At 56.3% G+C, this 14768-nt stretch carries 15 protein-coding genes; 9 read left to right on the top strand and 6 right to left on the bottom strand.

What is annotated here, in order from left to right; translation table 11 throughout:
• Positions 1 to 261 precede the first annotated feature (261 nt).
• The 3 genes from AZH53_RS10860 to AZH53_RS10850 all read right to left on the bottom strand — a co-directional run bounded on the left by AZH53_RS10860 (position 262) and on the right by AZH53_RS10850 (position 4123).
• Positions 262 to 924 carry a hypothetical protein gene (locus AZH53_RS10860; RefSeq protein WP_319643544.1) on the bottom strand — a complete coding sequence of 221 codons (663 nt, stop codon included), beginning with the start codon at positions 922 to 924 and terminating at the stop codon, positions 262 to 264.
• Positions 925 to 1502: 578 nt separating this feature from the next.
• Complete coding sequence (gene thsA / locus AZH53_RS10855) at positions 1503 to 3155, bottom strand: thermosome subunit alpha (RefSeq protein WP_319643543.1); 1653 nt, start codon at positions 3153 to 3155, stop codon at positions 1503 to 1505.
• A gap of 53 nt (positions 3156 to 3208) precedes the next feature.
• Positions 3209 to 4123, bottom strand: a complete 915-nt coding sequence (locus AZH53_RS10850; protein WP_319643542.1) for a transcriptional regulator — start codon at positions 4121 to 4123, stop codon at positions 3209 to 3211.
• Between the two features lie 38 nt (positions 4124 to 4161).
• On the opposite strand from AZH53_RS10850, the gene AZH53_RS10845 reads away from it, so the two are divergent.
• The 6 genes from AZH53_RS10845 to AZH53_RS10820 all read left to right on the top strand — a co-directional run bounded on the left by AZH53_RS10845 (position 4162) and on the right by AZH53_RS10820 (position 9425).
• A complete protein-coding gene (locus tag AZH53_RS10845) occupies positions 4162 to 5406 on the top strand; it encodes a tRNA(Ile)(2)-agmatinylcytidine synthase (RefSeq protein WP_319643541.1) in 1245 nt (414 codons plus the stop codon).
• Between the two features lie 57 nt (positions 5407 to 5463).
• Complete coding sequence (locus AZH53_RS10840) at positions 5464 to 6207, top strand: rhodanese-like domain-containing protein (protein ID WP_319643540.1); 744 nt, start codon at positions 5464 to 5466, stop codon at positions 6205 to 6207.
• A gap of 100 nt (positions 6208 to 6307) precedes the next feature.
• Complete coding sequence (locus AZH53_RS10835; protein ID WP_319643539.1) at positions 6308 to 7243, top strand: deoxyhypusine synthase; 936 nt, start codon at positions 6308 to 6310, stop codon at positions 7241 to 7243.
• Positions 7240 to 7875 (top strand): orotidine-5'-phosphate decarboxylase, encoded by a 636-nt coding sequence (pyrF, locus tag AZH53_RS10830; protein WP_319643538.1) that lies wholly within the window; start codon positions 7240 to 7242, stop codon positions 7873 to 7875. The genes AZH53_RS10835 and pyrF overlap by 4 nt, the downstream gene beginning before the upstream one ends.
• Before the next feature lie 236 nt (positions 7876 to 8111).
• Entirely contained in the window at positions 8112 to 8474 is a 363-nt protein-coding gene (nrdD, locus tag AZH53_RS10825; protein WP_319643537.1) for an anaerobic ribonucleoside-triphosphate reductase, read from the top strand.
• Positions 8475 to 8537: 63 nt separating this feature from the next.
• Positions 8538 to 9425: an adenosylcobinamide amidohydrolase gene (locus AZH53_RS10820; RefSeq protein ID WP_319643536.1), complete on the top strand. Its 888-nt coding sequence runs from the start codon at positions 8538 to 8540 to the stop codon at positions 9423 to 9425.
• A 17-nt stretch (positions 9426 to 9442) separates the two neighbouring features.
• On the opposite strand, the gene AZH53_RS10815 is transcribed toward AZH53_RS10820, so the two are convergent.
• The gene (locus tag AZH53_RS10815) at positions 9443 to 9634 is read right to left on the bottom strand and encodes a DUF1858 domain-containing protein (protein WP_319643535.1); all 192 of its coding nucleotides are present in this window, start codon (positions 9632 to 9634) and stop codon (positions 9443 to 9445) included.
• 220 nt (positions 9635 to 9854) lie between these two features.
• Between AZH53_RS10815 and AZH53_RS10810 the strand changes: the two genes are divergently transcribed.
• The 3 genes from AZH53_RS10810 (at position 9855) to AZH53_RS10800 (ending at position 12925) form a co-directional block, all read left to right on the top strand.
• A complete protein-coding gene (locus AZH53_RS10810; RefSeq protein ID WP_319643534.1) occupies positions 9855 to 11819 on the top strand; it encodes a hypothetical protein in 1965 nt (654 codons plus the stop codon).
• Positions 11816 to 12391: a nucleic acid-binding protein gene (locus AZH53_RS10805; protein WP_319643533.1), complete on the top strand. Its 576-nt coding sequence runs from the start codon at positions 11816 to 11818 to the stop codon at positions 12389 to 12391. Before AZH53_RS10810 ends, AZH53_RS10805 begins: the two co-directional genes overlap by 4 nt.
• Before the next feature lie 84 nt (positions 12392 to 12475).
• Entirely contained in the window at positions 12476 to 12925 is a 450-nt protein-coding gene (locus AZH53_RS10800; protein WP_319643532.1) for a hypothetical protein, read from the top strand.
• Here the strand turns inward: AZH53_RS10800 and AZH53_RS10795 are convergent.
• Together AZH53_RS10795 and AZH53_RS10790 are read right to left on the bottom strand one after the other, a co-directional pair.
• Positions 12906 to 13577 (bottom strand): helix-turn-helix domain-containing protein, encoded by a 672-nt coding sequence (locus AZH53_RS10795; RefSeq protein WP_319643531.1) that lies wholly within the window; start codon positions 13575 to 13577, stop codon positions 12906 to 12908. The two genes, AZH53_RS10800 and AZH53_RS10795, sit on opposite strands and share 20 nt — an antisense overlap.
• Before the next feature lie 52 nt (positions 13578 to 13629).
• Positions 13630 to 14760: a cation:proton antiporter gene (locus AZH53_RS10790; protein WP_319643530.1), complete on the bottom strand. Its 1131-nt coding sequence runs from the start codon at positions 14758 to 14760 to the stop codon at positions 13630 to 13632.
• Between the last annotated feature and the right edge of the window lie 8 nt (positions 14761 to 14768).

Here is a 14768-nt window from a genome sequence, read left to right as displayed (position 1 = left end):
CCCTGCGCTCTTCCACCGATGACCTGCAATAACAATCGGTTGCCCGGACCCGTGAGAGCAGAAGTGAGAATATTTCCATAGTGGTGCGACAGTGATGCAGGGTTCGGGAATTGGGGGCAAGAACCTCTGCCCCGTCACCGCAAACACATCGGAACGCTCATTTAATAACCACCTGTGGACCGGGCGATGTTCCTGAAGGGGGAGGGCACCTGTAAAAAGAACCTGAAAGAGAAAACGGTTATCTTCAGGAAAAGTGGGCATTCACACATATCCCACCCTGAGAAGAAGTGAGACCAGCTGAAATATCGCATACATGAAGACGCACAGGGTAATCACCAGAATACCCAGTTGTATCCTTGTCGAATCCCACCGTGTGTATATGCCGCAGAAGAACATGACGATGGCAAAGAGGACCGTGTTCGATATGTATGAGTCACCGTTCTGGTTTGCATCTTTTCCCCGGTTAAAGGCTGCCGTTGCATTCTCTTCGAGCAGAATGCTCTCCTTGTATTCGGATAAGGTATATTCCGGAAGGGAGAACGGCGTCCCGGGAGGAATCGGGTTTTTTGGATCGTCACCCCCAATGGCAATCCACGCCTCGAATGACGGTCGGAACTCGTCCCTGAATCGTTCTTCGATAAAATCCGCCCGGACCTGATCGCCCTCGCTTATCGCATGCACCCAGTCCAGATACAGCTGTACATCAATAATCACAAGGGAATTGCCCATCGTCGTGGCCCTGATCGATTCCGTGCGATACTTGGCCGATTCCCCGAAATCGACAGCCTGAATCCCATTCCAGCGTGTCGCCTGGTACACGCAGAACGCGGTCGAAAGTGTGGCAATCAGCAGAAGAACAGCAAAAATGAGATCTATCTTGCGAATCTCCTTTTTCGGAATTTTCAACCTGTCCTGAGAAATCATGGCGAACCCTCAGCGTCATATGAAATACCCTGGTTGACGATAAATGATGCGGTCGCAACGAGGAAGGATTGCACGCTTCCGGGAGATGGTGAATGGCACCGGCCGTGGCCTTCATGGTGCACTGACGTGCTACCAGCCGGACCCCGTCTGTTCCCGGGAATATGCCCGGATCGACATTCCGGATGCACGGAGTCCGGTACAGGGGATAACTCTTCCCGGAACGGCGATTGAAATATCAAACGCGGAAATCTCACCTATTCCGAATTATGGAACGACAATGGCTTCACCGTCTTCGGATGTAGACCCAGATGAATCGATCACGCGAAACGGAGACCGAATGGACAGTTGAAACTGGATCCGATTTGATGGATTCGGGTCGTTTTTGCAAGATCGTCTGCTGAAATACCAGGATGTTTGGGCTCAGAAATTATTTTCCCTGAATGAAAGAGTGGAAATATCGATACACCCCAGTGACGGGATCGTTCGGATGATCTCATCCGGGTATTTGTTGGATTTCGTCCAGTGGCGATACGGGGCAATCCCAAAATTAAAAAAAAGGTTATGGAGAGGTGGCAGACCTACATCATGCCGGGCATGCCGCCCATTCCGCCGCCCATGGCTGCCATCTCCTCAGGTGACGGCATGTCGCCGCCGCCCATCTTGGAGGCTGCGATGACATCGTCGATACGGAGGATCATGACGGCTGCTTCTGCTGCCGAGGCGATTGCCTGGGTCTTGACACGCATCGGCTCGATGACGCCTGCTGCGAGCATGTCCCGGGGCTTTGCCTCGAAGACATCGAGACCTGCGGTCTTGTGGCCTGCCTCGTGCTCGGAGCGGAGCTCGACGAGCATGTCAATGGGGTCGAGACCGGCGTTCTCCGCAAGGGTGCGGGGGATGATCTCGAGCGCTGCTGCAAATGCCTCGATGGCGAGCTGTGCACGGCCGCCGACGGTTGCTGCGTATTCACGCAGGCGCAGGGAGAGCTCGACCTCAGGTGAACCGCCGCCTGCGACGAACTTGTGGTCCTCAACGGCAACGGAGACGACACGCAGAGCGTCTTCGAGGGCACGGTCGAGTTCATCGACGACGTGCTCGGTACCGCCGCGGACAATGAGGGTGACCGCCTTCGGGTTGGTGCACTCGGTCACGAAGATCATCTCTTCGCCGGAGACCTTCTTCTCCTCGACACGGCCTGCGGTGCCGAGCTCGGACTCCTCGATTGCATCGATGGAGGAGACCACTGCTGCACCGGTTGCACGGGAGAGCTTGGTCATGTCGGACTTCTTCACACGGCGGATCGCAAGGACGCCCGCCTTTGCAAGGTAGTGCTGTGCGATGTCGTCGATACCCTTCTGGCAGACGAGGACATTTGCACCGGACTTGACGACCTTGTCGACGATGCCCTTGATCATCTTCTCTTCCTCATCGAGGAACATCTGAAGCTGGTCCGGGCTGGTGATGGAGATCTCCGCATCCACTTCGGTCTTCTTGAACTCGACCGGTGCGTTGAGGAGGAGGATCTTTGCGTCCTGAACGAGCTTGGGCATGCCGGGGTGGACACGCTCCTTGTCGATGACGATGCCTTCGATGATCTCGGAGTCCTCGATGGTGCCACCGACCTTCTTCTCGATCTTGATGTAGTCGGTGTCGACGCTGCCGTCCTCATCTGCGACGAGGGTGACTGCACGAACGACGAGGTCGCAAAGCTTGTCCTTTGCTGCTTCTGCACCCTTGCCGGTCATTGCAGTGTCGGCGATCTTGCGGAGCATCTCGATGTCATCGGATTTGACTTCGATGGCGATGTCTTTGATGAGCTCCTGCGCCTTGTCTGCGGCGAGGCGGTACCCGTGTGCGATGACGGTCGGGTGCACGTCCTGCTCGAGAAGTTCCTCGGAGCGCTTGAGAAGCTCTCCGGCAACGACCACAGCGGTGGTGGTGCCGTCGCCGACCTCGTCGTCCTGGGTCTTTGCGACTTCGACCATCATCTTTGCTGCCGGGTGCTCGATGTCCATCTCCTTGAGGATGGTCACGCCATCGTTCGTGATGACAACATCACCGATGGTGTCGACGAGCATCTTGTCCATTCCTTTCGGACCAAGGGTGGTCCGTACTGCACTTGCAACGGCCTTTGCTGCTGCGATGTTCGAGCCCTGAGCATCGCGACCGCGGGTTCTCTGGCTACCTTCCTTTAAAATGAAGATAGGCTGTCCACCAAGATTTGCTGCCATAATAGTCACCAATTGTGTTGATAAAATAGGTTTGTGGTTCTATATAAATATTGTTAATCGTCGATCAAATTAATGAGGTCTGATCCAGATTCAAGGCCTGATAAATGCTTTTCTCCGATAACAAGCGTTTTTCCAACCTTCTTTCTCTTATTGTAGTCTTTAATGACGCATATTGCCCGAGAATTCGTTATATCGGAGATATTTCCGATCAGTTCAGCGCGACGCATCACCTTCTGGGCAGGGCCGTACCCGGTCAGGATCGTCTCTTCCTCATATACCGCGAGTGCCTCGAAGGGTGCCCGCCGGATGCCGTGCAGCTCCATCCCCATCCGCTCGAGATCGGCGGGTGCATTCTGTGGGGAGACGTCCTCATGATGATGGGCAAGCTGGTGTTGCTTTTCCAAAAGTTCGATCGCCTCCACGAGTGCCGCATCGAAGATCTCCTCCAGCCGGATGGCGATCTCAAGCGTTGTCCCCATACCACTCTCGTACTTCGAGATCGTCCGCCGTGACACGCCCAGCGCACCGGCGAGGTCGCCAAGAGACATCTGGCGTTCCTCACGAAGGTCCCGGAGAAGGGAACCGTTGATATTGACATAAAGACCCCCCGGCTGGGCATAGACGAGAGGGGGTGCATCCTCCACCAGATAATCATAAAGGGTCATCACGTTCGTTGCAACGATCCCGTACCGCAGGTAGACGGCCCCCCGTTCCAGTTCGGAGTCACGGGCCTTCTCACCGATGATCATCGGCACCCCCTTGATATAGCGGGAGATGAGAGCGAGGTCGCGGGCGTTCTCCTCGCTCACGCTATCGATATGGGGTGCCACCTTGATGACCAGAACTGTCGAACCCCGGGCGCCGATGATGTCGAAACTTCTCGGCCGCATACCACAGCGTTCGGACACCTTAAAATCCGCCATCAGAAGAATACTTGTCAGTGTCTGAAGCAACCGTTCCTGTATCATCGGTCTGTATGTTTGATATAGCTGCGATACCCTTATAAATGGTATCATTCATGCGAATTGCAATCGATGATACGGATTCCCCCGAGGGGATGTGCACGACCTACCTGGGCGCCGTCCTTCGCCGGCGTCTTGAAGCGGCGGGATGCAGAATTCATGACCGCCTTCTTGTCCGGCTCAACCCGAACGTGAAGTGGAAGACCCGCGGCAATGCAGCCATCTGCATCGAGGCGGAGGGCATTGCGCCGGAAAAGGCTTTTGTCATCGCCTGTGATGCCATCGATGAATTCGCCGACCTTGGGGCCGAAAATACCCATCCGGGACTTGTCGTCGCCTCCACCCCCCTGCCGCCGGATTTTTACGAGAAGGCAGTGAAGGGGTTCTGCACCATTGAAGAGGCCGAAGGCGTCCTGAGAGAGCACCGGGCACTCTACCGCGGCTGGAAACTGGGCCGCGGGCTTATCGGTGCCACCGCCGCCGCGAGTGCCGACTTCCCCGACTGGACATATGAGCTGCTGACCTACCGTGACCCCGCCGAACGTGACGAACGGCAGGTCGACCGGGAGAGCCTCTTTACAGCGGAGGCGGAGACCTTCCCCCACACATGGGACACCGTGGACGAGGCAAACGACTGCATTGTCTGCTTCCCCCACACTCCCGACCCCGTCCTCTTCGGTATCCGGGGCGAGTCGCCCGAGTGGGTCTGCCGGGCCAGGTCCTATGTCATATCCGAAGAGCCGGTGATGGAAGAGACGTACCGGACCAACCAGGGAACGGATGCCCACCTCATCGAAGCCGCCAGCCTTGCGGATGTCGAGGATGGCCTCTCATACCGCGTCGCGGGAACCGTCGCCACAACGCCTGCGACCGGACAGGGAGGACATGTCACCTTCGAACTGGAGGAGGGGGCGGTCCGTGTCGACTGCATGGCGTACGAGCCGACGAAAGGCTTCCGGGATGTCGTTCGCTCCCTCGCCCCCGGCGATACGGTCCTTGTGACGGGGAGCTACAAGAACGGGAGCATCAACATGGAAAAGATCCGTGTCATAACCTGTCCTCCCGTCGTCACCACCCGGCCGCCCATCTGCCCGGAATGCGGCCGCCGGATGAAGAGCGACGGGAAAGGCAAGGGCTGGAAGTGCCGCCGGTGCAGGACGCACACGAACACGCCCGAGACGGTGACGACCAAACGCACGATAACACCCGGCTGGTACGAAGTGCCGCCGTCCGCCCGCCGCCATCTTGCACGGCCGCTCTGCCGGGACCTGGATCCAGGCTCACGATAAGTGTTATATATAATATTGCCAAATGCGCATCACCAGCCTGGAAAGGGGCGGTGATGTATGAAGAATGGGACATTTTTGGGGATATTGGTCATCCTCTGCGCCGTCTGGTGCGCAGGATGCACGGATTACGGGGGGCCTGCGGAACCGGCGCCGACGACAGGGCCGGTCGGGTACACCGACATTACGGCACAGGAAGCAAACGCCATGGTCTATCGGGCGCCGACGCTGGTGGTCGACGTCTCGCCCATCTGGGGCCGGGGCCACCTCCCGGGGGCGGTCAACATGCCGCTTGCCACCCTTGATGATGAGATCCAGTATCTCTCGAGGGATCGCGAGTACTTGATCTACTGTCACACGGACGCCGCAAGCATCGAAGGGGCTCAGACATTTGCCGAAAACGGATTCTCCCCGGTCTATCGACTTGAAGGGAACTACCGGGCATGGACCGATGCCGGGTATCCCGTCGAGATGCCGGATTACACCAACGTGAGTGCGGAAGCACTGAACACCGCGATGACCGAACTTCCCTATCTTGTCGTCGTGGACGTATCAACGGTGTACCTCGAGGGGCATATCCCGGGGGCAAAAAACATCCAGCTCCAGAATCTTGACGAAACACTCCCAACCCTTGACAAGGCAGGAGAGTATGCGATTTACTGCCACACGGACGCGGTGAGTGTCCAGGGGGCAGAGATGTTCGTCGATGCAGGATTCAACCCGGTATGGCGCCTTGACGGCAATTATCAGGCATGGGTCGATGCAGGATACCCGGTCGAGGTCGGCCTCGATGTGACATCCTGAAATTTCCTTTTTTTCCGGACTCCTTCACAGCAGGGATCGGCCGCCGTAATGTGATTTATTGTTCATTGGCACCTACCAGTATACCACTACTGGGAGTATCATGGAGCACGAATGCGGAACACCGGTCGAGCAGGCACGGGTGCGTGCCGGCATGACGGTCAACGAACTGGTCGGAGAGATGGGAAAGTCGGGAGCCTACAATGCTGGCTCCCTCTTCAAGGCAGCGGATATTCTGGAGGAGATGCTTACGGACGACGCGACGGTGAAGTTCTTCGGTCTTGCCGGAGCGATGGTCCCCGGCGGCATGGGCGGCATCGTGGAGGACCTCATCCGGGACGGGTACATCGACATCCTCGTCTCGACGGGGGCAAATCTCACCCATGACGTCATCGAGGCGATCGGCTGTAGGCACTATCACGGAAGCGAGGTCTGTGATGACGTTGAACTCTACGAAGAAGAGATAAACCGTATCTACGATGTCTACCTCCCTTCGGAGGCGTTCATCTCCTTTGAGGAGTTCATGCAGGAGACCTTCGGGCAGATCGAGGACGGCACGACCGTATCCATTGCAGACATGTGCCGTCATATCGGCGAACGCCTCGACCATGGCATCCTTGCAGCAGCAGCGGCGGCGGACATTCCGGTCTACTGCCCGGCCCTGCAGGACTCCATGATAGGCCTGCAGTACTGGCTCTTCAATCAGACCCACAAGGTGACCGTCGATGCATTCGGAGACATGAACCGGATGCTTGATACCTGCTTCACCGCAGAGCGTGCAGGAGCGCTTCTGGTCGGAGGCGGCGTCCCCAAGAACTACATCTTCCAGAGCATGCTGATGACCCCGAAGGGATTCGAATACGCGGTGCAACTGACCGGGGACCGCCCGGACCTGGGCGGCCTCTCCGGTGCCACCCTTGATGAGGCAAAATCATGGGGCAAGGTGACCGGCAAGGCAGGGGCCCAGACCGTCTACGGCGATGCGACGATCACTCTGCCGCTACTCATTGCGGCCGTACGGGAGAGGATCGGCCGATGACGGGAATCATCCTCGCCCTCGACGTGCTCTCGACAGAGGAGGCGCATCGGGTCGTGGGCGCCGCAGCACCGCACGTCGATGCGGTGAAGATCGGCTATCCCCTCGTCCTTGCGGCAGGCCTCGGCATCGCAGGCGAGCTTGCAACGTACGGCCTTCCCATCATCGCCGACTTCAAGGTCGCTGATATTCCCAACACCAACCGCCTCATCGCAGAACAGGTCTTTGCGGCCGGATGCGGCGGCATCATCTGCCAGGGGTTCTGCGGAAGCGACTCCGTTTGTGCATGCGTCGACGCCGCCGACGATGCGGACGGAGAATGTTATGTGGTCTGCGAGATGAGTCATCCCGGTGCACTCGAATTCCTGAGCGGAGAGAATGCCGAAGCACTCGCCCGCATGGCAGTCGCGGCAGGCGCTCACGGCATCATCGCTCCTGCGACCCGCCCCGACCGGGTCAAGGTACTGCGCGGCATCGTCGGGGAGAAGAAGATCCTCTCCCCCGGCGTCGGTGCGCAGGGCGGTGACCCCCATGCCGTCGCCCCCCTCATCGACGGCATGATTGTCGGGCGTTCCATCTACACCTCGGACGACCCGGCGGGCGCGGCCGCCGCCTATGCAGAATTTCGCCGATGATGAGTGACCCGGACTGATGCTCCAATGGGCATATGATGAGCCCTATGAGTCACCTGAGGCCACCCTTTTTGTTGCTGAACCGCGATGAGCATCCCGCCGCGTGACAAACCCCGCCTGAATAGCAGGCGGATTCAATATATAATATATGGCAGATGAATCCGCCCGGGCCCACAATCACTGAACGGATACATGTGTGCACCCAAAAGCTTATCCTTGCAATTACTGATGGAATATCCATGAACTGGTCTGAGGAACAGAAGAAACTGGCAAAAAAATATGGATCACTTGAGGATATTCCGGTCGAAGAGCGCCGGTATAAGTGTTTTACCTGCCACCACATCGTCGATGAAAAGCCATGCCCCAACTGCGGTGAGGTCCACCTGCAGATCATGTGCCCCCTCGATCACTGCCACTGTTCCCATACGATCATCGAGACCATCGAATACTGCCCCCTCTGCGGTCAGCCCGTCTGTCCCGAGTGTGGATCACACGATGTGTCACAGGTATCGCGTGTCACCGGGTATCTTGCAGATGTAGCCGGCTGGAACCAGGGCAAACAGCAGGAACTAAAGGACCGGGCCCACTACAACGTAGCCTGACCATCCTATTCTTTTTCGGCAAAAACCGTTCAGGTTTTCTCATACGACTTCTAATCACTAATTATGCGGTATTTCCTCCGGGGAGAGACCCTCTTTCTGCGTGGAACATTCCATGCGGCAAGCACAGGGATCGGAGGGGGCATCAGGGATGTTTCCACCATCTGCAACTCCACGGTTAACAAAGACTTCAACGACGAGGATCCTCTCGCCTATATCCACGGCATTGCGCGATCGCAGGGATATGGGGAGGATATCTTCGGCCTCCTGACGGCGGTCGGGATGCGTACTCTCTGCGCCCTCACTTATGACTATGTCACGGTGTTCATCACGGCAGGGGTGACCAACAGAAACCCACAGGGCCCGGGTACCATCAATATCATCGTCTACACCCGTGAGGCATGCACCGAAGGTGCCCTTCTTGAGCTGATCATCACCGCCACGGAGGCAAAGGCCGATGCCCTGCGGAGGATGGGCTATGACTTCACGGGCACGACCACCGATGCCGTCATTGCCTGCCACGAGGGGGGAGAGGTGCTCCACCAATACGCCGGAACCCTGACGGATCTCGGGGCAAAGGTGTATGAGAGCATTCTGCACGGTCTACCGGAGGCACTCGGTCGTTTTGAAGGAGAAATCCCCTGCAGAGGTCCGGCATTTTTTATCCTGAGCACCATCGGCACGAAGCGGTGGTTCGAATGGGAACCGGAAGGATGCCCGTATTATCCCTGCCACGGGTATCCCGGCCAACGCTGCGATTTTTGCTACTGCCCCTTCTATCCCTGCAAAGATGAGACTCTCGGGAAATGGACTCAGGGATCATCAGGAAAGAAGGTCTGGTCCTGCGAGGACTGCACACTCCCCCACGAAGAGGCAATCGTGGAGAAGATGCTCGATAACCCTGATATAACTCTCGATGAGCTGAAAGAGTTGAGGAGGAAACCCTCCGAGTAAAAAATATTGGGTGGGAATTACTCGGTCATATCGAGCGCTGCAAGAAGCTCGTCGAGTGGAATGCCATGTCCCATTGCTGCCTGCCGAAGTGTTTCTCCGTTTGCAAGGGCACACCCAATACAGCCCATACCGAATCTGAAGAGGACATCAGCGGCTTCCGGCTTTTCTTTCAGGATATCTGCTATTGTACTGTCAGCAGTCAAAGTCATGGCATCTCTGTTTTTCATTCCCGGTATTTAATGATATATATGCTGTCCCGGCAGGCACAGTGGAATGCCTGCCGGAGGTCACTTTCATCCTGCACGGCACTTCCATTCATACCCGCGTGTGAAGGATCGTGGTGACCAATCGGTTGGTTAAAGTACTGAATGACGACTATCATTCCCTACCAGAATTTCAAAAAAAAAGAACAAACTGGAGATGAAAAAAATGGATTCACATCCTGATGTAGTAGAAAGAATCTCCCAAAAAATCGCAGAGAAAGGAGTTACCCCCGACAGGGGCAGAATCGCTTCCAAACTCAACCTCCTCGTACGGGAATTTTCCATTCCGGTCGACGAGGCGGAACGGACCGTCACCAATGAGATGATGCGGGAGTACAAGCTCGATAGAACCCGCGGTGGCGGAAGTTCGGAAGAACCCACCGCCATCGCCTCGGCAAAACCGGGGTCGTGGGTGACCATTGAAGGGAAGGTAATCGTACTTCAGGAGTCCGCGACGCCTTCAATTGCCCAGAAAGGCTTTATCGCGGATGCATCCGGTGCCATTGAATTTGTAATCTGGGCCAAGGCAAATGCGCCCGTCCTGGAAGAGGGAAAATGGTATCGATTGGAATCAGCTGTGGTCGATGAATTCCGTGACAATCCAAATCTCAAAGTACACTCGGGAACAAAGATTTCCGCTATCGAAGAGAAACAGGAAGTTGTCGGAAGCATACCCGCCGGAAGGGCAGAAGCTGCAAACGGAGGAGGTACCGGGGGAGGAACCGAGAAGGTTTCCATCGCCTCGGCAAAACCGGGGTCGTGGGTGACCATTGAAGGGAAGGTAATCGTGCTTCAAGAGTCCGCGACGCCTTCAATTGCCCAGAAAGGCTTTATCGCGGATGCATCCGGAGCCATCGAATTTGTGGTCTGGGCCAAGGCAAATGCGCCCGTCCTGGAAGAGGGAAAATGGTATCGATTGGAATCGGCTGTGGTCGATGAATTCCGTGACAATCCAAATCTCAAAGTACACTCGGGAACAAAGATTTCCGCTATCGAAGAGAAACAGGAAGTTGTCGGAAGCATACCCGCCGGAAGGGCAGAAGCTGCAAACGGAGGAGGTACCGGGGGAGGAACCGAGAAGGTTCCCATCGCCTCGGCAAAACCGAATATGTGGGTGACCATTGAAGGGAAAGTTGTATCCCTGACGAAAGCCCCCAACATCTCCATTGCCCAGAAAGGGATCATCGCGGATGCATCCGGTGCCATTGATTTCGTGGCCTGGGCCAAGGCAAATGCTCCTATCCTGGAGGAAGGACAGTGGTATCGCCTCGAATCGGCCGTTGTCGACGAGTTCAGGGGAGCCCCGAACATAAAGATTCATTCAGGAACCACAATATCAGCAATTGAGGAACAGGTGGCATTTTTCCCCCGGATCATCCCCATCGCCGACCTGACCCCGGGAGTGGTCTCAGTCCGGGCCAAGGTCACCGAACTCTGGGAAGTCCGGCATGAACGCATGCTCCAGACCGGACTTATCGGGGATGAAACGGGGACGACCAAATTCGTCATCTGGAAGAGCGACGGGATCGAAACTTTGGAAGAGGGGATGGTCTATACCATCTATTTCGCCAGTGCAGAGGAGTACAATGGACGGACATCCCTTAACCTGAGTGGGGCGGAGTGGTGCAAAGAGGAAGGCACCGACATTGAAGTTTCAAGAAGGCAGGGAACGACGATTACCGGTGCTTTTGTCCATCTTGCCCCCTCATCAGGCCTGATAAAACGATGCAAGGTCGAGGGGTGCAACCGGGCCCTTTCACGCCAGAACTTCTGCCCGGTCCACGAAATCCAGCAGGACTTTCGGTATGACCTGCGTATCATCGGTGTCGTCGACGACGGCAAAACCGCCCACAATGTGATCTTCCAGCTCGCAGCGACCGAAAAGGTCACGGGCATGGGTCTCCAGGAGGCCGTGGAGATGGCGGAAAACAATCCGCTTGGGCTCGATGATGTCTATCTTCGCATGCAGGAGCTCCTCATGGGGCGCTATATATCCTGTAGTGGCAATGACATCGACGGCACGATGTTAGTCCGCGAAGGGGAGAGTGTCGAACTTATGGAGTTCGATACCGCCCGTCATGCAGGGCTCATCAACCGGGCAGACCCCTCCACAGGAGGTGCACAGGAATGACCGAACAACAGACAGAACGACGATACATGCGCGAACCGTCAAGAAGGGTCTTTGCCAGTGAACTGCGGGAAGTCCGACTCGACTTCCGGGAAGGGACAGATGAAAAGAGTCCCACATATGTCATGTTCCCCACCGGCATCCGGTGCAACCGCATCTTTGTCTGCGGTGAGATGATTCTCAAGGAACAAAAGGGAGAGGATAACATCTTCTATTCGGTGCGGGTGAAGGACCCGACAGGGATGTTCTTTGTCAATGCCGGCAGTTACCAGCCGGATGCGATGCAGCAGATTTCCCGCATCGAACAGGGATCCTTCGTTGCCGTCGTCGGAAAGCCCGTCATCAGGAAGAATGACGACGGTTCCGCCTTCGTCTCCGTTCGCGCCGAATCCGTCTTCCCCGTCGACCGCGACACTTACCGCATCTGGGTGGACGACACCGCTGAGCAGACGCTCGACAGGCTTGATGAATTTGGCACTACCCCTGATTCCGAAAAGGCTGCTCAGTTTTACAATACCGACCCGGAAAAATACCGCCAGATTGTCGGTGGTGCCCTGCGGGAGATAGAATTCTGATACCTTTTTTTTCCTTCATTCCTATGATCTTATAGGACGCCCCTCACATCGAGGGAAGTCCCGGATTCATGGCCAGGTGCCCACATGGAGGAAGATACAACAGCGGATGAGCGGATGCAGGCACTCGCCGGGTTTCTCGGGGTCGACCCGGTACGCATCGCAGAATCCATCGGCACCCTCTACGGCTACCGGGCATACTATTGCGACGCAGATACGGCATACCTCGTCCTTACAGAGGAAGAGGCCAATGTGGCCGCAGAAGAGGCCATAGGAGAACGCCTCTGGGCGATTGCCATGGAGACGACCTTTGACTATTTCGGGATCAATGCATATCCGTCGGATATCGCCGCAGCACTGGACACCCGCGACATTCTCCGAATTAACACGGCAATCCGGAAGATGATAGATGCATCCTGCGGAATCGAATCACTGAGTTCGGCAATGCTCTCGCTTGGCAACAGGAAAAACATTCTTGCGGATCATAACCAGAGAGAGGAATGCTTCGGGGGGTATCTCATTTATCGTCTGTTTTAATGCCTGAGGATTCGCCTTCCCTGCCGCCCTGCCCCGGACGGGACCCTTTCCATTCCCCCTTGAGTTCCGGATAATCGACAAGGATCTTGCTGATAGTGCTCCGGGACACACTGAACTGGCGGCATAATTCCCCAATGCTCTTTCCCTGTTTCCGGGCAGCAATCAGTTCTGCAATGCCTTTTTCATCAAGGGCACACGGCCTTCCCGGCCTCCGGGCCGCCCGTCCGCCCGACGGTACCTCCTGCGATTTGCGAATCCGGGTTATCACCTGCTCGAGATATGCAGCGAAGGAACGTACCGCATCCCTGCGTGATTCTATCTCAAGACCGCCGCCGATACAGTCACCGACGGCCCAATAAAGGGCAATGCCAGCATCGTCCAGATCCCTGACGGTAATAAGGAATATATCGGGCCTTTTCAGCCATTCGGGAAGATTATAGAGGATAACATTATCGACACCATGCGCTGAGCAATAAGACAGCATTTCCCGGTAGGCAGGACGCTTCTCCGGAACGACCACCGGCGAAACGGTGTCATGAAAAATGGTTTTGATCTCAAATTTATATTTGCAGAAATCCTCGATGGTTGCCTTCTGCTCTTCGAAGTCAGATAGTCTCCGCGCATTGAGGTACACTACTGAACATCGTTTCATTGATTGTTCCTGTTTTTTTGAAGAATATATATGGTTTGTTAATTATTCCGGTTCAACGTACTTCCTTTCCGTCACGCTTCCGGGTCATCGCCCGCAGCCGTCCCCGTATACGGGCACTGTGCATTCCGGTAAATCCTCCGGCAAAGGCCGTGATTACGACGAGGGCAGCAACGGTCGAGGATACCATCGCAGACCCGTATATTGCCGCAAGAGCGATGGAAAACTCTCCCCGTGCAGCGGTATCCGACCATATCTCGACTCCCGACAGGGAGGATTTGTGCACCAGTCGGCCGATGAGGATACCGGAGCAGAGTTTTGAGAGGAGGGCAAGGGCTCCCAGGCCAAGGAGAAGGACCGGAGAAAGAGCTCCCGCAAAATGGACAGAGACACCGAAGAAGACGAAGAAGAGGACCATGAAGACCTCCCGGAATGGCCGTGCAATCGCCGCAGGGGCATCCTGTGACACCAGGGAGAGAGCCGACCCAAGGGCAATGACCGTCAGACTGTCCGGCACGCCGGCAAGTGTCGACAGGTACGCGGAGAGGAGGACTGCGGTCACGACAAAGAGAAGAGGGATCTCATCCTCCCTGGCGAGCAGCCTTCCAATGGGATCTTTGAGGAGATGGACCAGGCCGTAGCAGAGGGCGATGAACACCAGTGTCGCCGTGATAACCCGAACCGGACTCTCCTGCGTGACGGCAAGGAACATGATGAAGACGACGAGGACGATGTCCTCGAAGACCATCAGCCAGACGACGGTCTCGGACTCCCGAAAGCCCAGCTTCCTGTTATCGATGAGCGAGGAGAGGGCCATTGCAGAACTGCTGATGAAAAAGGCCGCCGCAATGACGACCGCCTCGTACACCGGGAGGCCCAGCAGGAAGGCCGCTCCAAGGCCTATCGCAAAGTTCACGAGAAGGTCGACGGCCCCGGCCCGCACGAACGAGCCTTTGCGTGCGAGGACGTCGCGGGGCCGGAGATGGAGGCCCATCGTAAAGAGGAGGAAGAGGAGCCCCATATGAGCGAGATAGGCAGCCGTTTCACTCTCATGAATCACGTTGAAGCCCGTGACCCCCAGTACGATCCCGATGACGATATAGAATGGTATTGCCGGAAACCGCCATCGTCGCGCGAGGTAGGCGACGGTAAATCCGGCGGCGAGTGCCAGTGCTATCCCATGCATGGAAACCC

The sequence above is a fragment of the Methanovulcanius yangii genome, from assembly GCF_018687785.1.
GTDB lineage: Archaea > Halobacteriota > Methanomicrobia > Methanomicrobiales > Methanomicrobiaceae > Methanovulcanius > Methanovulcanius yangii.
Note: the sequence above shows the minus strand (reverse complement) of the source record. Positions and strands in the feature narration are given on the sequence as shown.